Below are 25,743 nucleotides of genomic sequence, written 5' to 3' on the forward strand. Positions count from 1 at the left end.
TTTCGATGCATCGAAGTCCGAGCAACGGTCGACGCCCCGGGAAGTGCTCCCCGGGGCGTCGTGTCGGGCGCACCCGCTCAGCTCAGCTCTGCTCGGCCGCGCGTCGCCGATCGGCCTCGGCGTCGGCGGCACCCACCGGAGTCGGGTCGGTGTCGCGCCGCGCCTCGCTGAGGTCGATGTCCGCGCCCGCCCGGGCGGCATCGGCCGCCGCGTCGTCCGCGCCCACCACCTCGCCGCCGGCGGTGTCCCCGCCGTCGGCGACCAACTTGCCCGCCGCGGTGACCGCGATCGGGGTGTACCTGGGATCGGTGGTCATCTCGTCCTCCCTCGTGCAGGTGAGGGTCAGGTACCCGCTCGTGGCTGCGGCCACACGGGACGGCGCGCCGATCGGTGCGAATGCGCGGCTGGTTGCCCTATGGCAAATGCCACACCTCGTTCCGGCGGTCTGCCCCATTAGTCCGCACCGCCGGATCATGTCGTCGCAGCCTGCACGGGAGTCGACACCAACGGTGGTGAATATGGCCGCCGGCCTGCTCACGTTACGGAATCGGCGCAGCGTGACCGTGCGCGAGTTTGCGCCGGTAACTACCCTGACCCTGATCATGTGCCAGCGAACCTCTCGACTTGACAAGGGCCACACATGAGTGACAGTTACCCGCCGTACGGGGGGCAGCCGGATCCCAACGCCGGGGGCTGGGGCACCCCGCCCGGATCCCCGGTCGGACCGATGCCGCCCGGCTCCCCTGTCGGTCAGCCGATGCCGCACGGCTCCCCGGCCGGTCAGTCCGGCTACCCGTCGCCGTACGGCACGCCGGTCCCACCGCCCCCGCCGCCGTACGGCGCCCCACCGCCGCAGAAGTCGAAGAACGGTCTCTGGCTGGGGCTGGGCATCGGTGCCGCGGTGATGGCCGTGCTCGTCGCCTGCGGCGGAACCATCGGCTACTTCATGCTCTCCGCGGACGACGAGGACAACCCCACGCCGGTGGCCAGCGGCTCGAGCAGCCCGTCGGCCGCCGCTCCGCAGACCTCCGAATCCCCCTCGGCGGCACCGCCGCCCGTGGACGAGGAGCAGCCGGACAACAACAACGCGATCACCGCCCGCAGTTCCAGCGACCTGTCCGCGGTGTGTGACGGCAACCCCGTCCTCAACGCCGCGCCGTACACCAGCGCGAAGAGCGCCAAGGTCTACACCTTCGCCAACTCCCCGGACCGCCCGGAATCCTGGCTGAGCAAGTCGGTCGGCTACAACAAGCCGTACTACGCCAAGGTCGCCGACTGGTCCAAGGTCTCGGTCGTCGGCTGCCTCACCTTCGAAGAGGGTAGTGAGGGCGAGCCGCGCAAGTGTGACTACAAGGACAGCGACGACAAGAAGATCACTGTCGACTATGTCTCCGCGCGCTACACCCTGACCTTCCACAACGCCAAGACCGGCGAGAAGATCGGTGACGGCGGCCGGATCAACGCTCCGGCGATCCGCTGCCCGAGCTTCATCTCCTACAACAAGTCGACGATGAAGGCGTACGCCTCGCCGGACGACGGTGCCATCGAGCTGGCGCTGGACAAGTTCACCTCCTGACCGGTACGCGACCACGGCGGGGACCCGATCGGGTCCCCGCCGTGTCGTTTGCCGCCGGTTGGCAGGCTGTGCGCCATGGGGAACCTCGTCGCGCAGCTGCCCGCCCTGATCGGTGTGCTGGTCGGCACCATCGGCACGATCGTGGCCACGTCGCTCGCCGACCGCGCCCGCTGGCGTCGCCGCCAGGGCGTGCGATGGGACGAGCGGCGACTCGACGCGTACGCCGAATTCGCCCGCGCGCTCAAGGAGGTGCACACCATCGCCAGCCGGCTGATCGGCGGCTACCTCGACCGCGAGCAGGAACTCGCCCTGCTGACCGAGGCCAACTTCCGGCACACCATCGCCTGGGAGAACGTCCTGCTGCTCGGCGACGCCCCGACGGTGACCGCCGCCCGGGCGTGGCGCGACGCGGTCTGGGAGGTCGAACGCCTGGCCCGCGACGGCTCCGCCACCGACGGGCTGCCCGACCTGCTGCACCGTGCCAACGAGGCACGCGACCAGTTCTACGACGCGGCCCGCGGTGGCCTCGGCGTCAGCGGCGGCTCGGTGGCCCAGGCCGCGCTGCTGGTCGACCGGCTCTACCCACGCCACAGCCGCCCACCCGCGCAACGCTGACCCAGCCGGTGCCTCAGTGACGCAGTGTTCAGGCGTGCTGCGCGGGCTGGTCGAGGATGGCGCTGAACCGCTCCTCGGCCAGGTCGAGCTGGTCGAGGATGTGCCGGCGTACCGGCGCGGACAGGGGAGTGTCGGCGCGGGTGACCAGATCGCGGAAGACCGGCACGAGTGGGCGGTACTTGCGCGCCAACGCCTCCACCTTCGGCCCGACCGAGTGGATGACGCCGACACCGTTGTCGGTGAAGTCGGAGACCTTGATGACCCGGGCCCACGGCTCACCGTCGAGACTGTGCACGAGATGCTCGCGGTACTGCTCGTTGCGGTCCCGCTCCGGATCCCACGGCGGATTGGTGACCGCCGCGACCAGCCGCGCCACCCGCGCACCGAACCGGTCGGCGAGCACCGCCAACGCCGCACTGGTCGGATCACCCCCGGTGTACGGCTCACCGGCCAGTTCCGCCGGATGGTCCTCCACCGCGTCGTGCAGCAGACCGGCGACGATCACGTCCGGCTCGCGTACCTGGTAGTGGTGCATCAACCGGATCGCCACCCGCAGCAGATGGTTGACGTACGGCTCCCGGGACCGCCGGTCGTCGCGGTGCAGCCGGGCAGCCAGTTCCAACGCCTCACCGAACCGACGCCGGGCGTCGGCATCGAACGCCGCACACTCCAGCCGGAACCTCTCCCGCAGGCCCGGCTCGCCGTGCATCTCGGTGATGGCGTGCATCGGCATGGTGGCCAGATACGGCGGCAACTCCATCCGTCTCTTATATCGGATCTCCACCACCCGACCCGCGCTCGGCGCACGACCGATCTCATCGCTGCCGCGACATGGAGTGCCACCGGGCAGGGTGCGAAGGTTGCGCATGTGCGGCGGGGGTGGGCGGGGTCGCGCCGTGAACAGGGTTCTTCGTGAATTGGTGGCGCGGGGCGGTGGACTGGCCACCCCACCCGAAGTGCTGCGAGTCATTCGGTGGCAGCAGGGCAAGGGGGTAGCGGATAGATCATGTTCGGTGCAGGATGGCCGATGTGAAGACCTTTGTCGGCGTGACGGACGAGAAGTGGTACCGGTTCCTAGCGGCGCGTCCCGGCCTGACAGAGGTTAACTTCTGGCGGCCCTCTGGTGGCAACTTTCGTGCTCTCACGCCGGGTGAGCCCTTTTTCTTCAAGGCGCACTACCCGCTCAATCGGATAGTCGGAGGAGGGTTCTTCAGTGGTTTCACTCAACTGAGGATCTCGGAGGCGTGGGAGTTGTTCGGCGAGGCCAACGGCGTAGCGAGCTTGGACGAGATGCGCCGTAGTGTCGGGCGCTACCGCAAGCAGCCGATCGGGCTCGACGAGGATCCGGTCATCGGCTGCATCTTCGTCCGCGACAGCGTCTTCTTTCCTGATGAATCGACTGTTGGGCCACCTCCGGGTTTCGCATCCAATGTGGTACAGGGCAAGACGTACAATCTCGCCGATTCCTCCGTGGCCGGGTACTTCGATCTCCTGCTGCACCGGATACTGGGCGTGCCCGTCGAATTGGACCTCAGCGCGCCCTGGCATCGGCCCGGACCGGTGTACGGTGACCCCCGGCTCGCACCGCAACGCCTCGGCCAGCAGTCGTTCAAGGCTGTGGTGCTGGGTGCCTACGGTCGGCGTTGCGCCATTACTGGCAACAAGGTTCAGCCGGTGCTGCAGGCGGCCCATATAAGGCCGCTGCCGCGAGGCGGGGAACACCGGATCGACAACGGCTTGCTGCTCAAGTCGGACGTCCACATCCTCTTCGATCGGGGGTACCTGGGCGTGGATCCGAAGTACCGGTTGATGGTCAGTCCTCGGTTGCGCAGTGAATTCGGAAACGGCGACCAATTCTACGCAAAGGCCGGCACGGTCATCGCGCTTCCGCAGCGGCCGATCGATCGGCCCAACGCCGATTTCCTCGAGTGGCATCTGGACACCATCTTCAAGGCCTGACGCGGGACGCCTCGATCGTGATCTGTCTTGGGTAGGCGTAACTGGGCAGTTCCTGCCATCGGCTGGCCTGACTCGCCGCGGGTGTCCTCTCGCAGGAGAGCCTGGAGTCGGAGCGAGCCCGGCCGTCCGACGAGGTGATGGGGGCCCGGACGAAACCCGAACCCCCATCCGATCAGATCACCCGTGGCGGCTGATCAGGTCAACCGGCGTACGTCTCGAATTCGGCGATCCGGGGGGTGCCGGAGGAGCTGGTGATGTCGAAGGTGATCTTCCGCAGCGAGGTGGCCGGGAAGGTGATCACGCCGGCCGTGCTGCCGGTGGCCAGGACCGCGCCGGTGTCGTGGTTGAGCAGCCGCCACGACCGGACGTTGCCGACGGCGCCGGAGGCCTCGCGGATGTTGACCCGGGAGACCCGGGTGGCGGTGTCCCACTTGATGGAGATCTGGCCGGTCGAGCCGGACGGCGACCAGGCGGTGCTCATGTTGCCGTCGCGGACGTCGCCGTAGCTGGTGCCGCTGGCCTTGCTGGAGCCGTCGGAACCGGCCCCGATGCTCAGGTTGGTGCCGCTGGTGGGCTGGCTCGGCGTCGGGGTCGGGCTGGTCGGGCCCGGCGTCGGGGTGGTCGGGCCCGGGGTGGGCGTGGTCGGGTTGCTCGTCGGGTTCGTCGGCGTGCAGCTGCCGTTCGACGTACGGATGCCCTTGTTGGCGCCGGCCGTCTGGCGGACGATGTCCGGCACGCAGTTGGCCGGGTCGAGGCGGTACGAGTACGGGATGCTGACGCTGGTGTTGGAGGTCGGGTTGGGGCCGGCCGGGTTGGTGTCGCCGCTACGGCTGGACCAGGTCACGTTGTCGAAGATGTTGCCGCTGACCTGCCAGTAGCCGGCCTGGTCGGTGTAGAAGGTGCCCAGCACGTCCTTGGCGTTCTGGAAGTAGTTGTTCTCCACCTTGGCCTGGGCGCCGGCCCGGGAGTTGATGCCGGACTCGTTGATCCGGGAGAAGTGGCTGTTGAAGATGTGCGCGACACCGCCGCGCAGCAGGGGAGCGCGGGAGTCGATGTTCTCGTACAGGTTGTGGTGGAAGGTGACGAAACCGTTCGACAGGTCGCTCTCGCTGGAGCCGATCAGGCCACCGCGACCGGAGTTGCGCAGGATGCTGTAGGACAGCGTCACGTACTGCGTGTTGTTCTTCATGTCGAACAGCCCGTCGAAGCCCTGCGACTCGCCGCCCGAGGCCTCCAGGGTGACGTGGTCGACCCAGACGTTGCGGACGTTGGCCTCCATGCCGATGGCGTCGCCGCCGTTGGAGGTGGGGGAGCCCGACTTCTTGACGTTCCGGACGGTCACGTTCTGGATGATGATGTTGCTGGCCTCGCGGATGTGGATGCCGATCTGGTCGAAGGTGGCGCCGTTGCCCACACCGAGGATCGTGACGTTGCTGATCTGCTTGAGCTCGATCACGTCGGCGGCGGTGTTGCAGCTCGACCCCGACACCTTCGTGGTGTTGCCGTGGTTGATGGTCCCCTCGACCTGGATGGTGATCGGGGTGCTGCTGCTGGCCCGGTTGCACAGGGCCGCGTGGATCTGGGTGCCGGTGGTGGCGCGTACGGTCTGCCCGCCGGCACCGCCGGTGGTGCCGCCGTTGCGGGTCGCGAAGCCGGTGGCGCTGCCGACGGCCGCCGACGCCTGTGGCGTCATGACGGCCACGCAGACGGCGGCTCCGGTGGCCGTGGTGGCCAGCGCCGCCAGGACTCGTAGCGCGACTGTGCGTCTCATCCTTGCCTCACCTTCCTTGCTGTTGGTGGTGGTGGTGAAAGGAAGGGCCCCTTGTTAACGCCTCCGGTATAGGAGGGGCCCCCTTTTAACAGCGGTGTGCCGCTACAGCGGCAGGCGGTCGGCACCGGCGAGCGGACCGACGACCAGCGGCACCAGCGGTGCCGGCAGCACCGGCCCGGGCCGCAGCGTGGGCGTCCAGCCGGCGTCGGGGCTCAGATCGGGGTCGTGGACGGCGTTGTACGCGGCCACCAGGTCGACCGGACGCGGCAGCCCGCCTGCCGGCGTGACCCAGTTGCCCCGGGTGGTGATGGCGGTGCCGCCCCAGTCGTAGAGCAGGTCTGCGGCGGTGATGCCGGTGCCGAGGGTGAAGTGGTTGTTCTCCGCGTACACCGCGGACTGCACGCCCACGCCGATGGCGTACTCGAAGTCGTCGCCGGCGAGCCGGTAGGCGTTGTTGTAGAGGTCGACCTGCCCGAAGCGCACCCGGGGCAGCCGTTGCAGCGACCCGTCGAACAGGTTGTGGTGCAGGGTGACGTTGAGCCGGCCGACGTCCGGGCCGACGGTGTTGGACGAGCCGATCAGCATCAGCTTGTCCCGCCCGTCGAACCGGTTCCAGGCGGCGGTGACCAGGCTGGCGGTGTGCGTGATGTCCAGCGCGCCGTCGTGCACCTGGTACGGGCGACCGAAGTGGACCGGTTGGGCGCTGTCCGGGTTGTCGCCGTCGGTGAAGGTGTTGTGTTCGATCCAGACGTTTTCGCTGCGGCGCACCGAGATCTGGTCGTACTGGGAGTTCCAGTTGCCGGCCTCGCCGTCGGTGGGGGACCAGGCGGGGAAGCAGTCCCGGGCGTCGTCGAAGGTGATGTTGCGGACGATCACGTTCGAGACCCGGTCGATCATCAGGGTGAGGCCGGTCAGCCGCGCCCCCCGAAGCCCGATGACTGTGGTGTTCGCGCCGACGTTGATCTGCGTGTGCCGGGTCTGGTTGGTCACCGACCGCACCCGGGCTTCCTCGACCGGCCCGCTCGGCGCCACCCGACCCCAGACCGCCGGGTCGTACGCGGCCAGGTACGCCTGTAGCGAGTAACCGGGATCGGCCAGATCCGTGCAGTCCAGCAGCGTGCCGTCGGGGCCCTCGAACCCGTCGATGGTGCCCTTGACGTACACGATCTTTGGGGTGCTGTTTGTGGCGTTCGTGGCGTTGTCGCCACCGAGCGCGGCGACCAGCTCGGCCCGGGTGGTGACCACGTGCACCTGGTCGGCGGACGCGGTCGAGCCGCCGGTGGTGCCCGGCCCGGCGGACGCCCAGCCGTCACCGGCCGGCAGGGTCTGCCGACCGAGCTGGCGAGCCAGCGGAGACAGGGCCGAAGAGGACAGGGTCGACGAGGACACTGCGGCGACGCCGGCCGGTACGTGGGCGGCGGCGGGAGCGGGTGCGACGGTCAGGGTGAGTGTGATCAGTGCCGCGCCGGCGGCGATTCTGCGCATGGGGTGGGTCCGTTCCTTCGTTGTGTTTCTCGTATGTAACGAAGGCTACGGATGGAGTTTTATGGTGGTCAATATTATTGTTACGCAGTTTTGTTGCATTAAATGTGATCGGCCGGAATTGACCCGACCTGCCCTGGTCGGGAAGTGGCTGGTCAGCGCAGCGCGTCGATCCGTCTCGGATCGTCGATTTGCAGTCCGGTTGCCGTTACCTCCTATTCCGGTGTGGTGACCCGCCACGGTGCGACCGCCCACGCCACGCCCGATTCCGACGGCAGTTCGCCACGCTCGGCGGCGCGACGCAACACCGCGTTGACGCCGCGGATGCGCAGCACCCGCTGGGTGCCCTCGCCGACCGGGTCGACCAGGTCTCCGCCGAGCAGCGTCGGCTCGGGTGCCGCCTGCACCGCGGTCAACACCGCGGTGAAGGCGGCGGTCCGGGCCAGCGGCGCGATCAGCGGCACCCGGCGGTCGGCCCGATGCGCGAGCAGGTTCTCCAGCAGTCCCTGCCGGCCGGGCACCACCTGCGGACCCGCCTCGCCGGGCAACCACAGCCGGTCGGTCGGGTACTCCAGCACCGCCCGGCCACCGGTGCCGGTGACGATCACCTCGCCGGCGATGAAGTCCTCCCCGGCGAGGGTGACCGCGGCGACGATCGGCGGGCCGACCACCTGTCGCAGCCGCAGCACCGCCGTGTCGTCGACCTCGATCGGCCGTACCCGGTACCGCTCCACCTCGACGGTGGCCGGCTCCACCGGCTGCCCGGTGACCGCCTCGGCCACGGCCAGGCACTGCATGACCGCGTGCGCGAGCGGGTTGGCCAGCGCGCCGTCGAGCACCGGCCGGCCGTCGAGCACCCGCCGTCCGGCCCACGGGGCGCGGGCGTAGTACGCGTCCGGCCGTTGCCAGGCCGCGACCGTCGCGATGCCGGTGACCGTACCGAGCCGGCCGGTCGTCGCCGCGTCGGTCAGCGCGGTCAACGCCGCCGAGCCGAGCGCCTGGAACCCGACCTGCGCCACCCGACCGGTGGTCGCCAGGGCACCGGCCAACTCCTCGTGTTCCCCGCTGGTGAGCACCGGCGGCTTCTCCAGCAGCAGGTCGGCACCGGCGGTCACCGCGTCCCGGGCGATCGGCAGATGGGTGTGCGGCGGGGTGCAGATCACCACCACCTCCGGAGCCACCTCGGCCAGCATCGCCCGATGGTCGGTGAAGATCTGGGTACCCGCCGGCACCGGCGCGGCCGGTTCCTCCTCGATCGGCCTCGGGTCGACCAGGGCGACCAGCCGCAGCCGCCCCGCGTCGTGCAGCGGGCCGATCACCCGCCGGTGCCAGCGACCGTGCCCGTTCGCACCGATCAGCGCGACCCGTGGCGCGTTAACAGGGGGCCCTTCCTCTACACCAGGCGTTAACAAGGTGCCCTTCCTTTCCCTCATGCGGCGGTGAGGGTGGGGCGGACGCCGTGGCGGGTGAGGTCGGTGAGCCAGGCGGTCACGTCGGCGCGTACCTGCGCGTCGGCGGCCACCTCGGGCGGGACGACCTCGTCGAGGGCGAGCACCGCGTCGACCGCCCCGGCCGGGGTCTGCGGCGCGTCGGCCAGGGCGGCCCGGATGCGATCCGCGAGCGGGTCGTCCAGCGGCAGCGTACGACCGTCGTCGGCGGTGCCCTGGGCGAACCGGATCCAGGCGGCGAGCACCAGCGCCGCCCAGCGCGCCGACCGGCCCCCGGCGCGCAGGTCGGCGATGGTGTGCAGGATCCGCTGCGGCAGCTTCTGCGAGCCGTCCATCGCCACCTGAAGGGTGCGGTGCCGGATCGCCGGGTTACCGAACCGGGCCAGCACCTGCTCGCCGTAGTCGACCACGTCGACACCCTGCGGCGGAGTGAAGCTGGCGGCCACGTCCTCGGCGATCAGCCGGCGCAGCACCGTCGCCAGGTGCGGCAGCGCGAGCGCGTCGGCGATCGTCTCGCAGCCGGCCAACGCGCCGAGGTACGCGGCGGCCGAGTGCACCCCGTTGAGCGTACGCAGCTTCAACCGCTCCCACGGCCCGGCGTCGGCGCAGAGCACCGCGCCGGCCCGCTCCCACCCCGGCCGTCCGCCGGGGAAGTCGTCCTCGATGACCCACTGGGTGTACGGCTCGGCCGCCACCGCCGCCAGATCCTCCACCCCGAGCGCCCGCCGGGCCGCCGCGAGGGTCTCCGCCGTGCTGGCCGGCACGATCCGGTCCACCATCGTGCCCGGGAACCCGACCTGCGCGCCGACCCAGTCGACAGCCGGTTGCGGCGCCTGCGCGTACGCCAGGGCATGCTGGACCAGGCCGCGTAGCCGGCGGCCGTTGGCGGGCAGATTGTCGCAGCTGACCAGGGCGATCGGCCCGGCGTCGGCGGTGGCCCGGGCCAGCAGCCCGCGCACCAGCATTCCGGGCACGGTCACCGGCGGCCGGTCGCCGGTCAGGTCGGCCACCAGCGCCGGATCCGGGCGCAGCGTCCCACCGGCCGGATCGAGCTGGTACGCCTTCTCGGTCACCGTCAGCGTGACCACCCGGATCGCCGGGTCGGCCAGCAGCGCCACCACCGCCTGCGGGTCGGCGGCGGCCAGCCGCACCCCGGCCAGCGCCCCGATCACCCGGGTGTGCCGGTCGGCGGCGGACAGCGTGCTGACGCTGAACAGGTTGTCCTGCGCGGTCAGCACCCGCACCAGGTCGGCGTTGCGCGGCGCCACCCCGACGATGCCCCAGTCACCACCGGCCGACGCCACCGCCTGTTCGGTGTAGACCGCCTGATGGGCCCGGTGGAACGCGCCGAGCCCCAGGTGCAGTACCCCGGCCGGCACGGTGCCGGGTTGGACCAGCGGACGCGCGTCGGCCGGCAGCCGGCGCAGCGCCCCCAGGTCGAGTCGGGACGCGCCCACGGTCACCGCCACGTCGGGCCGTCCGGGAAGCGGAAGGTGGCGATCGAGGACGGGTGCATGGTGGCGCTGTAGCCGGGGGCGGTCGGCAGCAGGTACCGCCCGTCGCGGGTGCGTACCGGGTCGACGAAGTGTTCGTGCAGGTGGTCGACGTACTCGACCATCCGACCGTCCAGGCTGGTACCGACCCGCAGGTAGTCGAAGATCGCCAGGTGCTGGACGTACTCGCAGAGGCCGACGCCGCCCGCGTGCGGGCAGATCGGCACCCCGAACTTGGCGGCCAGCAGGATCTCGGCCAGCACCTCGTTGACCCCGGCGACCCGGCAGGCGTCGATCTGCATCACACCGATCGCCTCGGCCTGCAACAACTGCTTGAAGATCACCTTGTTGGCGGCCACCTCGCCGGTGGCCACCCGGCACCGCCCGCCGGTCAACTCGGTCATCGCCCGGGCGATGCGGGCGTGGCCGAGGATGTCGTCGGCGTGCGTCGGCTCCTCGATCCAGTACGGGTCGACCTCGGCCAGCGCGGTCATGTTGGTGATCGCCTCGTCGACGTCCCACACCTGGTTGGCGTCCATCATCAGCAGCGCGTCCGGGCCGATCTCCGACCGGATGATCCGGGCCCGCCGCAGGTCGTCGGCGGGCGGGCCACCCACCTTCATCTTCATCGCCCGCCACCCGGCCGCGTACGCCTCCCGGGTCAGGGCGCGCACCTTGTCGTCGGGGTAGCCCAGCCAGCCGACCGAGGTGGTGTACGACGGGAAACCGTCGCGCTCCAGCACGGCCAGCCGATCACCGAGCCCGTCACGGCCCTTGTCCAGGATGGCGGCGGCCTCGTCGGGAGTGAGCGCGTCGGTGATGTGGCTGAAGTCCACGTTGGCCACCAGTTCGTCGGTGGGCATCTCGGCCAGGTAGCGCCACATCGGCTTGCCGGCGAGCTTGGCGCGCAGGTCCCACACCGCGTTGACGAGCGCCCCGGTGGCCATGTGGATGACCCCCTTCTCCGGGCCCAGCCAGCGCAGCTGCACGTCGGCGACGAGGGAGCGCCAGAAGGCCACCGGCTCGGCGGTGATCTCCTGCACCGTCCGCCCCCGCACATGGTGGGCCAGGGCATCGACCGCCGCGCAGGTGATCTCGTTGCCACGACCGTTGGTGAAGGTGAACCCGGCGCCGGTCGGCCCGTCGTCGGTGCTCAGCTCGACATAGGTGGCCGAGTAGTCACCCCGGTTGATGGCATCCGAGCCGTCGCCGCTGGCGGCGGTGGGAAACCGCACATCATGCACGGTGACATCGGTGATTGTGGTCATTGTTGCCCCTCCCCGAATTTGTAGACCTGCTTCGGCAGCCGGTACGCCAGGTCGACGATGGTTTCGGCGGCCTCGTCCATGGGCAGCCGGTGCTCGGCGACCAGCCGGGCCAGGAAGCCCGCGTCGATGCGGCGGGCCACGTCGTGGCGTACCGGAATGGAGCAGAAGGCGCGGGTGTCGTCGACGAACCCGGCGGTGTTGTAGAAGCCGGCCGTCTCGGTGACGGTCTCCCGGAACCGGCGCAGCACCTCGGGGGAGTCCAGGAACCACCAGGGCGCGCCGAGCAGCAGAGCGGCGTACCCGCCGGCCAGCGGCGCGAGTTCCCGGGTGAAGGTGTCCTCGTCGAGGGTGTAGAGCACCACCCGCAGCCGGGGGTCGTTGCCGTAGGCGTCCAGCAGCGGGGCTAGCGCGTGCACGTACTCGGTGACCTGCGGGATGTCGCCGCCGACGTCGCGGCCGTGCCGGGCGTACAGCCAGCGGTTGTGGTTGCGGACCGCGCCCGGGTGCAACTGCATCACCAGGCCGTCGTCGAGCGACATCCGGGCGAACTCCAGCAGCATGTGCGCGGCGAACGCCTCGGCGTCGCCCGGCTCGGCCCGACCCCGGCGGGCCCGGTCGAACAGCGTCGCCGCGTCCGCGCCGAGGTCGAGGGTACGGGCGGTGCGGTGACCGTGGTCGGAGGAGGTGGCCCCGGCGTCGATGAACGCCGCCCGGCGGGCCCGCAGCGCGGCCAGATAACCGGCGTACGTGCCGGTGTCCTCGCCGGTGATCTCGCCGAGCCGGTCGACGTTGGCCGACCAGTCCTCGAACTCCAGGTCGACCACGTTGTCCGGCCGGAAGGTGGTGACCACCCGCCCGCCCGGACCGCCCCACCCGTCGGCGGCCAGCTTCGCGTGCCGACCCAGGTCGTCCAGGGGCGACTCGGTGGTGGCCAGCACCTCGATGTTGAACCGTTCGAACAGCGCCCGGGGGCGGAAGTCCGGCTCGGCGAGCTTGGCGGCGAGGGCGTCGTACACCTCGTCGGCGGTGGCCGGGGACAGTCGGGTGTCGACGCCGAAGACCTCGGTGAAGGTCTGTTCCAGCCACAGCCGTGACGGGGTGCCCCGGAACAGGTGCCAGTGTTCGGCGAAGCGACGCCAGATCCGTCGTCCGTCGGTCTCCACCGGGGTGCCGTCGCGGCTGGGCACACCCAGCTCGGACGGGGGTACGCCCTGGCTGAGCAGCATCCGGGTCAGGTAGTGGTCGGGCACGATGAGCAGCTGCGCCGGGTCACCGAACGGCTGGTCCTCGGCCAGCAGCGCCGGGTCGACGTGCCCGTGGGGGGAGATGATGGGCAACCTTGCCACCAGCGCGTACAGCTCCCGGGCCAGTGCGCGTTGGCCCGGGTCGGCGGGGAGGAGCAGGTCTGGTCGGGTCGAGGTGGGCACGGGGTGCGACTCCTGGGGTAGAGGTCAGTCGAGGGTGAGCAGGTCGGCGACGCGTACCGGGGCGCCGGTGTCGAAGGACCGGTTGGCGGCCAACCCGGTGAGCAGGGCCAGTGCGCCGTCGGAGGCGCTGGCCGCCCGGTGCAGCGGGTCGGCCGCGCCGCCGAAGAGGACCTGGGTCATCCGGGCGTCCGCGCCACCGTGCCCGTGGCGGGTGTACCCGTCGACCTCGATGCGTTGCGGTGGGGACCAGAAGGGACGCAGGGTCAGCGTGGCCGAGCCACCCTCGGCGGCGGCCTGGTCGCCGTGCAGCGCGGCACCCTTGAGCGCGCCGGCCGCGGCCGGGCTGACGTAGTCGCTCTCGGTGACCTCCAGTTCGAGGCGGCCCCGACTGCCGTTGACCATCACCCGGTAGCCCTCCCAGGGGGCGTACGCGGTGAGGTGGTAGGTCATTGTCGCGCCGGTGGAGTAGGTGGCCAGCACCGCCATGTCGTCCTCGATGCTCACCCCGGGGGCGAAGACGTTGCGGTCCCGGTGGTAGCCGTCGGATGCCTCGGCGTCGAGGTACAGCTCGCGGAGCCGGGGGTGCTCGGCCAGGCGCAGCGCGAACGGGTCGTCGTCGGCGGCGGGGCTGGCGTGTGCCCGGTCGTAGTCGCGGGCGTAGCCGTGCCGGCGGCCGTTCTCGCCGTAGAAGAACAGCCGTCCGGCCGCGTACACCTGCACGGGTGTGGCGTTCAGCCACCAGTTGACCAGGTCGAAGTGGTGGCTGGCCTTGTGCACCATCAGCCCGCCGGAGCTGGCCTTGTCGCGGTGCCAGCGGCGGAAGTAGTCGGCGCCGTGGCGTACGTCGAGCAGCCACTCGAAGTGCACCGAGCCGATCTCGCCGACCGCGCCCTCGGCGAGCAGCCGGCGCATCTGCTCGTGCAGCGGGTTGTAGCGGTAGTTGAAGGCGACGGTGACCCGCCGGCCGGTGCGGCGTACCGCGTCGAGGATGCGTTGGCAGCGCGGCACGTCGGTGGTCATCGGCTTCTCGGTGACCACGTCGCAACCGGCCTCGACGGCGGCGACCACGTACTCGTCGTGGGTGACGTCCACCGAGGTGACCAGGACGACCTCGACCCGCTCCTTGGCCAGCATCGCGGTGAAGTCCCCGGCGTGGTACGTGGGCACCCGCGGATGGCCGAGCTCGGTCAGCCAGCGGTTGTGGGCGTCCATCCGGGCCTGGTTGACGTCGGCGAAGGCGACCAGTTCGGCGGTGTCGGCGTGGTCGTGGACCAACGCGCGGACGAACATCTCGGCGCGGGCGCCGGTGCCGACCACGGCGTACCGGGCCCGTCTGCCGGATTGCGGAGACACGAACCGATCCTCCTCGATCTCTCTGCAAACCTTTGCAGCGAAGTAATCATGCTCGATCCCTCGGCGTCAACGGTGCGTCAGCAATCAGCGGCCTTTGTGGTAATTCATGAGTATTGGAAGGCATGGCGAGTGCGGCTGCGAAACCTAGCTGTAACCATCGACCGTTGACACTGGCGCAACCGTTTGCATTAATTGGCGGCACCCGTGACCGCCGACACACGAAGGGGGCCGCAGTGCCTGTCACGATCCGGGACGTCGCACGGGCCTCCGGGGTGCACATCTCCACCGTCTCCCGCACCTTCTCCGCACCCCACCTGGTCAACCCGGAGACCCGGGTACGCGTGCTCGCCTGCGCCGAGGACCTGGGCTACCGCCCCAACCGGGCCGCCCGCGCCCTCATCACCGGCCGTACGCACAACATCGGGCTGATCATCGCGGACATCGCGAACCCGTTCTTCCCGCCCCTGATCAAGGCGGCGGAGAGCCAGGCCCGGCACCGCGACTACCACGTCTTCGTGGCCGACACCAATGAGGACGCCGCCGCCGAGGAAGAACTGGTCCACGCCCTGGCGAAGCAGGTCGACGGGGTGCTGCTGTGCAGCCCACGGATGAGCAACAGCCTGATCGAGCAGCTCAGCCGGGAGGTCCCGCTGGTGGTGGTCAACCGCCAGCTGGCCGGTCTGCCGTGCGTGCTGATGGACGTCGGTCAGGGCGCCCGCTCGGCCATCGAACACCTGGCCGGCCTCGGCCACCGGCAGATCGCCCTGCTCGGAGGGCCGCGTGGTTCCTGGACCAGCCGGGAGATCCGCCGCGCGGCCGGTGCGGCGGCCCGGACGGCCGGCGCGGAGCTGACCGTGCTCGGCCCCAACCCACCCACCGAGCACGGTGGACTGGCCCAGGCGGAGCAGGTCCGCCGGGCCGGGGTCAGCGCCGTGCTCGCCTACAACGACCTGATGGCGATCGGCCTCCTGGAGGGGCTCGACGCACTCGGGGTCGCGGTGCCGCAGGAGGTGAGTGTCGTCGGGGTCGACGACATCTCACTGAGCCGCCTCACCCGCCCCAAACTGACGACGGTGGCCACCCCGACCGCGGCCGCCGGCCGGACGGCCGTCGACATGTTGCTGCAACACGACACCGACCTTCCGCGCACCGGGCGGGCCGGCGGTGCCGGGACCACAGTCGGCGTCCGTCGCACCACCGCACAGGTAATGCTCCAGACCGAGTTGGTCATCCGCGACTCCACCGGACCGGGCCCGTATGCCGGCCGGGAGCGTCCCGGTGCCGCTGCCGCAGGCCCGGGCCCGCATCGCCGTGCGGACCCGGGCGGCCCGAAAGTGGCCGCCGGTGACGTCGTCGCCTCCTAACGCCAAGGAGTGAGCGCACATGCACCCCGCAACGCACCCCACCAGCGCGCCCGACGGGCGCACTTACCGTACCCCCCTGCTGCGTCGCCGACTGCTGCGCGGCCTGCTCGCCGCGGTCGTGGCCCTGCCCCTGGTCGGGGCTGCCGCGGCCTGCGGCGGCGACGACGCGTCCGACGGCAAGACCAAGATCTCCATCTTCTGGTGGGGCGGTGACGCCCGCAACCAGCTGACCGCGCAGGCGCTGGAGCTCTACACCAAGAAGAACCCGGACGTCGTCTTCGAGACCACCTGGCAGGCAAACCAGGGCTACTTCGACAAGCTGGCCACCCTCACCGCCGGCGGCAACCCGCCGGACATCTTCCAGATCGACGACAACTACCTCACCGAGTACGCGGCGCGAAACGCCACCCTGGACCTGAAGAAGTACCAGGACTCCGGTGACCTGGACACCACCAAGTTCCCGCCCAGCCTGCTCCAGTACGGCGTGGTCGACGGCAAGCTCGCCGGCCTGGCCGCCGGGGAGAACACCCAGGGCCTGGTCTACAACAAGACCCTGCTGACCAAGAACGGGTTGCCCGAGCCGACCACCGGGATGAGCTGGGAGGAGCACATCGCCTGGGCCGAGCAGGTCAGCAAGAAGACCGGCGTGCCCGGCACCCAGGACCCGAGCGCCGACTACAAGGCGTTCTGGGTGTGGCTGCGCCAGCAGGGCAAGGACCTCTACTCCGGTAGTGACCTGGGCTTCACCGCCGAGGACGTGACCAAGTGGTTCGAGCTGTGGAAGGGGGCCCGGGACGCCGGCGCCACCCCGACCCCCGACGTCATCCACGAGGGCAACGCCACCGACATCACCAAGCAGCTCGTGGTCACCGGCAAGTCGGCCACCTCCTGGGTCTGGGTCAACCAGATGCCGGAGCTGAAGAAGAACACCGCCGACGAACTGGGCGTCATCGCGTACCCCGGTGACCCGAGCGCCCAGTGGGCCCGTGCCTCGATGTACTGGTCGGTCTTCCGGGGCAGCAAGAACGCCGACATCGCGGTCGACGTGATCAACTTCCTGGTCAACGACCAGGAGGCGGTCAAGCTGCTCGGCACCGACCGGGGTCTGCCGTCCAACCTGGACCTGCGCCGGGTGGTCAGCGACGACACCACCGACCCGGCGATGAAGCAGTCCATCGAGGTGGAGACCAAGCTGGCCGAGACCTTCGGCGAGGCGCCGCAGGTGCCGATCAAGGGCCACAGCAAGGTACGCGCCGAGCTGACCAAGGCCGCCGAGAACGCGCAGTACGGCCGGGCCACCCCCGCCGAGGCCGCCGCCCAGTTCATCGCGGCCTGCAAAGCGGCAATCGCCTCCTGACCGCACCGCGTCACCCGGAGAGGAGCAGTTCGTGGCCCTGACCACGGCGCCCGACCCGACCCGCCGCGGCACCGGATCCGTCCGACCCCCCGCCACCCGGCGCGGGACCGGACGGATCCGGCACGGGGAAGGTCTGGCCGGCTACGTCTTCCTGTCGCCCTGGCTCATCGGCCTGATGGGCATCACGGCGATACCCATGCTGTTGTCGCTGTACCTCAGCTTCACCAACTACGACATCCTCACCCCGTGGTCCGAGGTGGAATGGGTCGGGCTGGCCAACTACGAACGGATGTTCACCGCCGACCCGTCGTGGTGGCACTCGGTCCGGGTCACGCTGCGCTTCGCGCTGATCGCCGTACCGCTGAAGCTGGCTGCGGCGCTCGGGGTTGCCCTGCTGCTCAACCGCGCCTGGCGTGGGGTCGGGTTGTTCCGTGGTCTGTTCTACCTGCCGTCGCTGCTCGGCGGCAGCGTGGCGCTGGCCATCGTCTGGGTGAACATGTTCAACCGCGATGGCGCGTTCAACTCGTTCCTCGCCCTGTTCGGCATCGAGGGCAAGCCCTGGGTCAACGACCCCGACTGGGCTCTGGAGACCCTGATGGTGCTGGCCATCTGGCAGTTCGGCGCGCCGATGGTGATCTTCCTGGCCGGGCTCAAGCAGGTGCCGACCGAGCTGTACGAGGCCGCCGCGGTGGACGGGGCCGGCAAGTTCCGGCAGTTCGTCAGCGTCACCCTGCCGATGCTCTCCCCGGTGATCTTCTTCAATCTGGTGCTGGAGACCATCAACGGCTTCCAGGGCTTCACCGCCGCCTTCGTGCTCTCCAACGGCACCGGCGGGCCGATCGACTCGACCCTGATGTACACGCTGAACCTGTACATCGCCGGGTTCACCGATCTGGAGATGGGCTACGCCTCGGCGATGGCCTGGGTCTTCCTGATCGCCATCGCGCTCATCACGGCCGTCTTCTTCAGCACCGGCCGGTTCTGGGTGCACTACTCCGACGGGGAGGACCGCTGATGGTGGCGAACACCCTGGCCCCGCCCGTGGCGGCCCGCCCGGAGCGCTCGCGCAGCCGATCCTGGCTGCGGCTGATCATCCTGCTGGCCATCGTGGCGGTCGTGCTCTACCCGCTGATCTGGATGATCGGCACCTCGGTCAAGTCGCAGCAGGAGATCGTCAGCAACATCGGTCTGCTGCCCGAGCACTTCACCCCGGGCAACTACCCCGACGGGTGGAGCAACTTCGACGTCAGCTTCGGCCGGTTCTTCGGCAACAGCGCGATGGTCAGCCTGCTGACCGTCCTCGGCAACGCGGTGAGCTGCCTGCTGGCCGCGTACGCCTTCGCCCGGTTGAAGTTCCGGCTGCGCCGGCTGTGGTTCGCCATCATGATCGGCACCCTGCTGCTGCCGGCGCACGTGCTGATCGTGCCGCAGTACATCCTGTTCCGCACCCTGGGCCTGGTCGGCGGCGACTGGCCGTACCTGCCGCTGCTGATCCCGCAGTTCCTCGCCACCGAGGCGTTCTTCGTCTTCCTGATGGTGCAGTTCATGCGGGGCATCCCGCGCGAACTGGACGAGGCCGCCCGGATCGACGGCGCGGGCGCGTTCGGCATCTTCCGGCACGTCATCCTGCCGTTGAGCCGGCCCGCCCTGGTCACCACGGCGATCTTCTCGTTCATCTGGACCTGGAACGAGTTCTTCCGGCAACTGGTCTTCCTGTCCGAGTTGAGCGACTACACCGTGCCGGTGGCGTTGACCCTGTTCATCGACTCGACAAGCCAGAGCGCCATCGGCCCGATGTTCGCCATGGCGGTGCTCTCCCTGCTGCCGGTCTTCGTGTTCTTCGTCGCCTTCCAACGGATGCTCGTCGAGGGGATCAACACAAGTGGAATCAAGGGCTGAGCAGCCGCCGGGCCGCGACTGGCGGGACACCGTACGCGATGGGGCCGATCTGGCGCTGGTGGGCATCCTGACCGTGCTCGCCTCGGCGCCGGTGCTGACCGCCGGCGCGGCGATCGGCACCGCCAGCGCCGCCGTGCACGACTGGCTGGCCACCGGCAGTTGGCCCACCGCCCGGCAGATCATCTCCCGGTTCGGTCGGGGACTGCTGCCCGGCGTGCCGGCCACCCTGCTCGGGCTGGCCGCCGTCGGGCTGCTCGCCACCAACCTGACGGCCCTGGCCACCGGCCGGGTGCCGGGCGGCGGCGTGGGGTTGGCCGTCACCGTCGTGGTGGCGGCGGCCCTGCTCGGGTACGCCGCCGCGATCGTGGTCGAGGTCGGCCGCACTGGGGGCACCGGGTGGCCCGCGGCGGTCTCCCGGGCCGCCCGCGCCTGCCTCGACCACCCGGCGACCTGCGCCGCGCTGGCCGGCACCAGCCTCGTCGCCGTGCTGCTCGGGGTGCTGGTCACCCCGGTCGCGGTGCCGATCCTCGCCGGGTACGCGCTGGCCGCCGTGCACGCGGTCGCCCGCCGCCGCCCGCTCACCCGGGCGGAGCTGTCATGACCATCGACGATCAGGAATTGCTTGTCGACGGTACGCCGGTGGCCCGGTACGTGCTCGCCCCCGACCTGGACGCCACGCACGGCCCGCGGCCCTACCTGCATCCGGTGCGTACCCTGGCCGGCACCCGGGTCACCGACGCGCTCCCCGCCGACCACGTCTGGCATCTCGGAGCCTCGCTGGCGGTGCAGGACGTCAACGGCACCAACCTCTGGGGTGGGCGCACCTACGTCCGCGACCTCGGCTACACCTGGCGTGCCGACCACGGTCGGATCGTCCACGCCGGATGGAACCACCGCTCGACCGACCGGCTCGACCACCTGCTGCACTGGTGCGACCCGACCGGCGCGGTCCTGCTCACCGAGCGACGCACCCTGGCCGCGGCAGCGGTACCGGAGCAGGCCGACGCAGCGGGCCGGGATCGGGACGGCGCGCCGCGTCCGGCAGCCGCGCGAGGCGGGGCCTGGCGACTCGATGTGGACAGCGTGCTCACCGCTCCCGCCGACCGGGACGTCGTGCTGGGCAGCCCGGCCACCAACGGCCGGCCCGGTGGGGCCGGCTACGGCGGGTTCTTCTGGCGGGCGGTGGCCGGCGAGCCACCCGAGGTGTTCACCGCCACCCGTGCCGGCGAGGAGACGGTCAACGGTTGTGCCGATCCGTGGCTGGCGATGACCGGCCGGTCACCGGAGGGTGGCGCGTACACCCTGGTCTTCAGCGGTCTCGGTCCGGGTGACAGGTGGTTCGTCCGGACCACCATGTATCCCGGGGTGTGCGTCGCCTTCGCCTTCGCGCGGACCGCGACCATCCCGGCCGGCACCAGCCGCCGCAACCACTACCGGGTGATGGTAGCCGACGGCACCCTCACCCTCGACACCGCCGCCGCCCTCGCCCACACGCCCTGAGCGGTGGCAGTCGCGCTGGTCGAGCCGCCGCTGACCTCGACGGCGCGTCGCGGTCAGCCGGCGCCGAGGCAGACGAACGCGGCCGCGGTGGCCGAGGCGGTGTGATCGCCGGTGGCCACGAAGGCCCGCTGGGCGGCGGCGAGGGCCTGCGCCGGTTCGGCACCGGCGTGCATCCGCAGGTGCAGGTCCACCATGAGTTCGGTGGTGGGTTCCGCCGGCACCGGCAGCACGGTGGCGATCAGGCATCGGGTGCCCAGCGCCAGCAGGACCGCCGCGAAACCCATGATCTCGTCGCCGGGGCGTACCCCGGACAGGCCTGATTCGCAGGCGGAGAGCACCACGCAGCCGGGCGGTCGGGCGATGCGTTCCCACTCGTAGGCGAACAGCGGTCCGTCGGCCAACTCCAGGGTGGAGAACTGGGGGTTGTCGGCGCGGAACGTGCCGTGCGCGGCGATGTGCACCATCGGGGCGCCGTCCAGGGCGGCGGTCAGCGCCTCGGCGGTGGCGTTCGACCCGGTGAGCAGGCGGGCGGTGGGCAGCACCTCGGCGAGCCGCTTGACCTCCACCGCACCGGCGGGCAGTCGTGGGCCGCTGGCCAGTGTCGGCGTACCCGCCCAGGTCTGCTGCTGCGCGGCGGCGAGCCAGGCGGTCGCCGACGGTGCGACGGTCACCGCCCGGCCGGCGCAGGTGGGCAACCCCGCCCAGCCGACCGCGTGCAGGGCGCCGACCGGCACGATCACCAGCGGCCGATCGGCCAGCCGCCGCCGCAGCGGGTCGAACAGTTGCCGGTCCAACGCCGCCGCGGCGTGCGCCGCGCCGGTCCGGGCGGCCGTCGAGTCGCCGGTGACGATCAGCCGACGTAGCCCGAAGCGGTGCCAGCGGGCCAGCCGGGTCGCCTCGGCCGACGGACCGAGATCGTGCAGGCTGGCCCGTCCGTCGGCGACCACCACCGCCCCGAGCCGGTCGCCGTGCACGAACAGTTCGACGAGCACCCGGGGGCCGAGCCGGTCGGCCAGCTCACCCACCCGGGGCGGGGCCGGCGTGGTCGTCGCGCCGGTCACCAGCCGGGTCAGGTCGCGGATGCGATGCTCCAGCCGGGCCTGCCGGCCGCGCAGTACGCGTACCGGTCGGCCGGTCAGCACCGCGTCCTCCAGCAGGCCACTGACCAGCCTGAGTTCGGCAAGCGCCGTGACGAGTTCGGCGTCGTCGGGTGGCAACGCCGGCCGGTTCCGCAGCGCGGTCGCGCGCCACCGCTCCGCCCAGGCCAGCACCCGCGCCGGTGCGCCGGCCCGGACGGCGATGTCCAGTCCCTCGGCCGCCAACTCCTGCCCGTACGCCCCGCTGTTGGCCCGCAGTTCGGTGGCGCCGAGCGAGGTCCGGTGCCGGTCGAGGACGGCCAACCCGCGACGCAGGGCCCGTGCGGCGGCGGCTTCGTCGCCGCGCAGCCGATGCCACAGCGCCTGGGCGTACCAGCCCTGGGCGCGCCGGGGCGCCGTCCCCCGACCCCGCGTGCGGGCGACCGTGCCGAACAACTCCGCGGCGCGGTCGACGCGACCCAGCGCCGACGCCAGCAGACCGGCGTCGATCCGGGTGAGCTGCGCGGGATCCGGCCAGCCGGTCGCGTCGAGTTGATCGGCCGTCCGCACCATCGCGGCGAACAGGGCGGCGGTGCGGGTCCCGCGACGGAACTCGGCACGCAGCTCGACGTGTCGGGCGAAGGCGGCCCAGATGCGGCGACCCTGCCGGCGAAATCGGGTTCGTGCCGCGGCGGCGGCCTCGGTCGCGGTGTCCAGGTCACCGGCGAGCAGCGCGGCGCGTGCCTGGGCCAGCAGCGCCTCGGCGAGGTCGGAGGCCATGCCCCGCCGCCGCAGTTCGTCGACCGCTGCGGCGGCGACCTCGGTCGCCTCGTCGACCAGGGGCACCGACAGCAGCAACTCGAAGCGGTCCAGCAGCAGCGCCGGTCGCGGTACGGCGAGACGGTGGTACTCCTCGCCGACGGCGGCGAACCGGCGCAGGGCGCCCGCGATGTCACCGCGTCGGCCGGCCGCGATGCCGCCGTTCCAGCGGGCGTCGGCTGCGGCGAGGTCCAGCCCGAGTTCACCGAAGATGCTCGCCGCCCGGGTGAGGTCGTCGACGTCGCCGTTGCCGCCCCGGTGGGCGTTGAGCAGCCCCCGGTTGTTGCGGGCCCGCGCCTCCAGCAGCAGATCGCCAGCACGCTGGGCGATGTCGATGGCCAGCCCGTAGTCGCGGACCGCCTCGTCGTACCGGCCCCGGTAGTGCAGCACCACCCCGCGCTGCATGCGGGCCCGCCCGGCGTCGGCGCCGGTGAGCTCCGGCAGCGCGGCGGTCACCGCGCGCAGGGCCGCCGAGGTGCGGCCGGCGGTGGCCAGGACGTAACCGAGGCTCATCCGGGCCAACGCGCGGGTCCGGGCCGACTCGGCGGCGCGGACCGCCCGGCGCAGGTGGTGCAGCGCGCCGGTCAGGTCGTTGAGCTCCCGCAGCGCCAGGCCGATGGCCCGCTCCGCAGTGGAGCGTGCGTCGTCGTCGACGTGCCTGGTGGTGAGTACCCGCTGGGCGATCGTGATCGCCTCACGTGGGCGGCGCTGGACGGTGTCGAGCGCCAGCGCAGCGATGCCGGCACCGGCAGCGGTGCTGTCGGGCATGAGAGAAGGTTTCACCAGCTATCGCGTACTGTCAATGCCCGGGAATCGTCTCACGGGTGTGGCCGTATTGCGGTCACCCGGACAGGCCATTGACATATGCCGATTGCTTGGAAGAATTGGCGAGGCCTGCGGAATTCGACTTGCCCGCCACCAGTGACTTGCCGTTTCCTGGGCTATCTGGGAGGACTCTTGCTTCCTGACTATTCCCGAACGGGCAATTCCCATCGGCTGTCCCGACGGCGACTGCTGACCGCCTCCGCGCTGGCCGCGGCGGCCACCCCACTGGGCATCGGGTCGAGGGCGGCCGCATCGCGCGCCGACCAGGACCCCGACGACACCGCATACCAACTCGCCTTCGCCCGGGTGCTGGATGCGGACCGCAATGTGCGGCGACACATCGTCGCCGGACGCGAATTCCTTTACCGTCCTCGGCAACTGCTCGCCGCCGCCGCAGATGCCGGTCGGGTCGCCGCCTGGCTGAGAAGCCGCGGGCATTCGGTCACCATTGGCGATGGATTCGCCGGAGTCACCCTACTGCTGTTCGCCACGGAGACCGACATTCCGGCGATCGTGGGGATGCTGCGCGACCCCCGGCAGTGGTCCGGCCAACCGGTCCCGCGGGTCCAACCGCACCACGTGCTGCTCGGCCTGGGCAACATCATGGGCAACCCGTCCGGGCCGCCCCGGGCGGTCGCCGCGCTGCCGCCACCGGACCCGACCCGGCTCGCCGAGGGCGCGGGGGTGACGGTCGGGGTCTGCGACACCGGCATCTGGCGGTACGCCGGCCAGCAGCATCCGCACTGGCTCGACGGCGCCTACCTGCCCGAGCCCGACGACGAGGACCCGCTCTACACGTACGCCGACGTGCTCGCCCCGCAGGGCGGTCACGGCACCTTCGTCGCCGGGGTGGTGCGTCAGGCCGCGCCCGGTGTACGGGTCGATCCCGAAGCGGCCCTGGACCCGACCGGCATCGGCGACGAGTCGATGGTGGTGGCCGCCCTGAGCCGGCTGTCGCCCGAGGTCAGCGTGATCAACCTGTCCCTGGGCGGCTACACCCTCGACGACCAGCCCTCGCTGCCACTGGCCAACGCCCTGGCCGCGCTGCCGTCGACGACCGCGGTGGTGGCGGCGGCGGGCAACGCCGGCCTCCGCCGGCCACTGTGGCCGGCCGCGCTGGAGCGGGTGGTGGCGGTCGCGGCGCTCAGCCTGGGCCCGGCGGGACTGGTACCGGCCGACTACAGCGGGTACGGGCCGTGGGTCAACGCCTGCGCCCTCGGTCGGCACGACAGCACCTACGTCGCGGGCATCATGCCGTTGCCCGGACGACCGACCCGCGTGTTCCACCGCTACGCCAGCTGGGCCGGCACGTCGTTCGCCACCGCACACGTCAGCGGTCGCCTGGCCGCCCTGATGACCGCCGGCGGGCTGAGCGCCGACGCGGCCCGGCTGACGCTGCTCGCGCAACCCCGCTGGCACCCCGACTACGGAGTGCTGGTGCCGTGAGCACGAGGGAGCTGGTCGTCGCCGCCGCGGACGGGGACGAGTCGGCCTGGGTCGAGCTGGTACGCCGGTACACCCCGCTGGTGTATTCGGTGATCCGTTCGCACGACCTGACCGGTGCCGACGCGGCCGACGTCAACCAGACCGTCTGGCTGCGGCTGGTGGAGCAACTCGGCCGGCTGCGCGACCCGGAGGCGTTGGCCGCCTGGCTGGCCGTCACCACCCGGCGCGAGTGTTACCGGATGTCGCGGCTCGGTCGGCGTACCCGACCCGTGGACCCGTCCGACGATGCACTGGAGGCGCACCACGGGACCTGGGCGAACGTCGCGGCGCCGGACGAGGACCTGTTGCGCGCGGAGCGTCGGCAGGCGTTGCGGGAGAGCTTCGCCCAGCTTCCGCCGCGCTGTCAGGAACTGCTCGCGCTGCTGACGGCCGATCCGCCGCTGAGCTACCGGCAGATCGCCGACCGGCTGGGCGTACCGGTCGGCAGCATCGGGCCGACCCAGGCCCGTTGTCTGCGCAGGTTGCGCGACTGTCCGGCCCTCGCGCCGTACCTTGTTCCTGATCGGTCCGCATCGTCGAAGGCGGGTGAACGCGATGGAGCCGTGGCCGCCGGTCGATGACGACCGGTTGACTGTGGAGTTGGGCGCGGCGCTGTGGAACGCCGGGGGAGTGCCCGAGGAATATCTGACCGCGGCGCGGGCGGCATTCGCCTGGCGGACGGTGGACGCCGAGCTGACCCTCGCCGAGCTGACCTTCGACTCGGCGTACGAGCCGGTGGGGCAGACCCGGTCGGGTGCATCCGTACGGACCCTGTCCTTCCGGGGCGGCCCGATCGTGTTGGAGATCGAGGTCAGCGCCGCGGGAGTCGTCGGCCAACTCTGCCCGGCCGAGGGCGGCCGGGTCAGCGCCCGGACCGCCGACGGCACCTACGACGAGACCTCCGTCGACGCCGTGGGCCTGTTCTCCCTCGGCGTCCCGCCGCCCGGTCCGGTGCAGTTGCTCGCCGAGGCCGGCGGGTTCACTGTGGCCACCGACTGGGTCTGCCTGCGCTGACGGGGGTTGCGG

The 25,743-nt window shown here is 71.2% G+C and carries 22 protein-coding genes; 12 read left to right on the forward strand and 10 right to left on the reverse strand.

The genetic code is table 11. The features are described from left to right. Positions 1–82: 82 nt before the first annotated feature. Positions 83–316 carry a hypothetical protein gene (locus EG812_RS03380; protein ID WP_102655892.1) on the reverse strand — a complete coding sequence of 78 codons (234 nt, stop codon included), beginning with the start codon at positions 314–316 and terminating at the stop codon, positions 83–85. Between the two features lie 324 nt (positions 317–640). Here EG812_RS03380 and EG812_RS03385 point away from each other — a divergent pair, with 324 nt between their 5' ends. Both EG812_RS03385 and EG812_RS03390 read left to right on the forward strand, forming a co-directional pair. Next, positions 641–1,576, forward strand: coding sequence for a hypothetical protein (locus EG812_RS03385; RefSeq protein WP_013734564.1), 936 nt, complete (start codon positions 641–643; stop codon positions 1,574–1,576). A gap of 75 nt (positions 1,577–1,651) precedes the next feature. After that, on the forward strand, positions 1,652–2,191 hold the full coding sequence (locus EG812_RS03390) for a hypothetical protein (protein WP_013734563.1): 540 nt from the start codon (positions 1,652–1,654) through the stop codon (positions 2,189–2,191). A 28-nt stretch (positions 2,192–2,219) separates the two neighbouring features. Here EG812_RS03390 and EG812_RS03395 read toward each other — a convergent pair whose 3' ends face one another. Next, positions 2,220–2,951, reverse strand: coding sequence for an HD domain-containing protein (locus tag EG812_RS03395; RefSeq protein ID WP_126710713.1), 732 nt, complete (start codon positions 2,949–2,951; stop codon positions 2,220–2,222). A 260-nt stretch (positions 2,952–3,211) separates the two neighbouring features. Between EG812_RS03395 and EG812_RS03400 the strand changes: the two genes are divergently transcribed. Then, the gene (locus EG812_RS03400; RefSeq protein WP_233579363.1) at positions 3,212–4,150 is read left to right on the forward strand and encodes an HNH endonuclease; all 939 of its coding nucleotides are present in this window, start codon (positions 3,212–3,214) and stop codon (positions 4,148–4,150) included. A gap of 199 nt (positions 4,151–4,349) precedes the next feature. Here EG812_RS03400 and EG812_RS03405 read toward each other — a convergent pair whose 3' ends face one another. The 7 genes from EG812_RS03405 to EG812_RS03435 form a co-directional block, all read right to left on the reverse strand. Further along, on the reverse strand, positions 4,350–5,921 hold the full coding sequence (locus tag EG812_RS03405; protein ID WP_126710714.1) for a pectate lyase family protein: 1,572 nt from the start codon (positions 5,919–5,921) through the stop codon (positions 4,350–4,352). A gap of 102 nt (positions 5,922–6,023) precedes the next feature. After that, the gene (locus EG812_RS03410) at positions 6,024–7,406 is read right to left on the reverse strand and encodes a pectate lyase family protein (RefSeq protein ID WP_126710715.1); all 1,383 of its coding nucleotides are present in this window, start codon (positions 7,404–7,406) and stop codon (positions 6,024–6,026) included. Positions 7,407–7,618: 212 nt separating this feature from the next. Next, positions 7,619–8,815: a Gfo/Idh/MocA family protein gene (locus EG812_RS03415; protein WP_233579364.1), complete on the reverse strand. Its 1,197-nt coding sequence runs from the start codon at positions 8,813–8,815 to the stop codon at positions 7,619–7,621. Between the two features lie 17 nt (positions 8,816–8,832). Beyond that, positions 8,833–10,320 carry a mannitol dehydrogenase family protein gene (locus EG812_RS03420; RefSeq protein ID WP_126710716.1) on the reverse strand — a complete coding sequence of 496 codons (1,488 nt, stop codon included), beginning with the start codon at positions 10,318–10,320 and terminating at the stop codon, positions 8,833–8,835. Beyond that, the gene (locus tag EG812_RS03425; RefSeq protein WP_126710717.1) at positions 10,311–11,612 is read right to left on the reverse strand and encodes an enolase C-terminal domain-like protein; all 1,302 of its coding nucleotides are present in this window, start codon (positions 11,610–11,612) and stop codon (positions 10,311–10,313) included. Before EG812_RS03425 ends, EG812_RS03420 begins: the two co-directional genes overlap by 10 nt. Further along, positions 11,609–13,039, reverse strand: coding sequence for a glucuronate isomerase (gene uxaC, locus EG812_RS03430; RefSeq protein ID WP_013734555.1), 1,431 nt, complete (start codon positions 13,037–13,039; stop codon positions 11,609–11,611). The genes EG812_RS03425 and uxaC overlap by 4 nt, the downstream gene beginning before the upstream one ends. 24 nt (positions 13,040–13,063) lie before the next feature. After that, positions 13,064–14,392, reverse strand: coding sequence for a Gfo/Idh/MocA family protein (locus EG812_RS03435; protein ID WP_126710718.1), 1,329 nt, complete (start codon positions 14,390–14,392; stop codon positions 13,064–13,066). A gap of 233 nt (positions 14,393–14,625) precedes the next feature. Here EG812_RS03435 and EG812_RS03440 point away from each other — a divergent pair, with 233 nt between their 5' ends. The 6 genes from EG812_RS03440 to EG812_RS03465 are packed head-to-tail and all read left to right on the forward strand — an operon-like array spanning position 14,626 to position 20,512. Beyond that, positions 14,626–15,756: a LacI family DNA-binding transcriptional regulator gene (locus tag EG812_RS03440; RefSeq protein WP_126710719.1), complete on the forward strand. Its 1,131-nt coding sequence runs from the start codon at positions 14,626–14,628 to the stop codon at positions 15,754–15,756. Positions 15,757–15,775: 19 nt separating this feature from the next. Beyond that, positions 15,776–17,113 (forward strand): ABC transporter substrate-binding protein, encoded by a 1,338-nt coding sequence (locus tag EG812_RS03445; protein WP_126710720.1) that lies wholly within the window; start codon positions 15,776–15,778, stop codon positions 17,111–17,113. Positions 17,114–17,144: 31 nt separating this feature from the next. After that, positions 17,145–18,128, forward strand: a complete 984-nt coding sequence (locus EG812_RS03450) for a carbohydrate ABC transporter permease (protein WP_126710721.1) — start codon at positions 17,145–17,147, stop codon at positions 18,126–18,128. Beyond that, positions 18,128–19,012, forward strand: coding sequence for a carbohydrate ABC transporter permease (locus EG812_RS03455; RefSeq protein ID WP_126710722.1), 885 nt, complete (start codon positions 18,128–18,130; stop codon positions 19,010–19,012). The genes EG812_RS03450 and EG812_RS03455 overlap by 1 nt, the downstream gene beginning before the upstream one ends. Continuing rightward, a complete protein-coding gene (locus EG812_RS03460; protein ID WP_126710723.1) occupies positions 18,996–19,613 on the forward strand; it encodes a hypothetical protein in 618 nt (205 codons plus the stop codon). The genes EG812_RS03455 and EG812_RS03460 overlap by 17 nt, the downstream gene beginning before the upstream one ends. Beyond that, positions 19,610–20,512: a DUF6807 domain-containing protein gene (locus EG812_RS03465; RefSeq protein WP_126710724.1), complete on the forward strand. Its 903-nt coding sequence runs from the start codon at positions 19,610–19,612 to the stop codon at positions 20,510–20,512. The genes EG812_RS03460 and EG812_RS03465 overlap by 4 nt, the downstream gene beginning before the upstream one ends. Before the next feature lie 53 nt (positions 20,513–20,565). On the opposite strand, the gene EG812_RS03470 is transcribed toward EG812_RS03465, so the two are convergent. Further along, a complete protein-coding gene (locus EG812_RS03470) occupies positions 20,566–23,175 on the reverse strand; it encodes a CHAT domain-containing protein (protein WP_126710725.1) in 2,610 nt (869 codons plus the stop codon). 189 nt (positions 23,176–23,364) lie between these two features. Between EG812_RS03470 and EG812_RS03475 the strand changes: the two genes are divergently transcribed. From EG812_RS03475 to EG812_RS03485, 3 genes are read left to right on the forward strand one after another with little or no spacing between them, the layout of a single operon-like run. Next, positions 23,365–24,678 (forward strand): S8/S53 family peptidase, encoded by a 1,314-nt coding sequence (locus EG812_RS03475; RefSeq protein ID WP_126710726.1) that lies wholly within the window; start codon positions 23,365–23,367, stop codon positions 24,676–24,678. After that, positions 24,675–25,298 carry an RNA polymerase sigma factor gene (locus EG812_RS03480; protein WP_013734545.1) on the forward strand — a complete coding sequence of 208 codons (624 nt, stop codon included), beginning with the start codon at positions 24,675–24,677 and terminating at the stop codon, positions 25,296–25,298. Before EG812_RS03475 ends, EG812_RS03480 begins: the two co-directional genes overlap by 4 nt. Further along, positions 25,273–25,731: a hypothetical protein gene (locus EG812_RS03485; RefSeq protein ID WP_013734544.1), complete on the forward strand. Its 459-nt coding sequence runs from the start codon at positions 25,273–25,275 to the stop codon at positions 25,729–25,731. Before EG812_RS03480 ends, EG812_RS03485 begins: the two co-directional genes overlap by 26 nt. The last annotated feature ends 12 nt before the right edge of the window (positions 25,732–25,743 follow it).

Origin of the sequence: Verrucosispora sp. FIM060022 (assembly GCF_003977705.1) — a bacterium.
GTDB classification, from domain to species: Bacteria; Actinomycetota; Actinomycetes; order Mycobacteriales; family Micromonosporaceae; genus Micromonospora; species Micromonospora gifhornensis.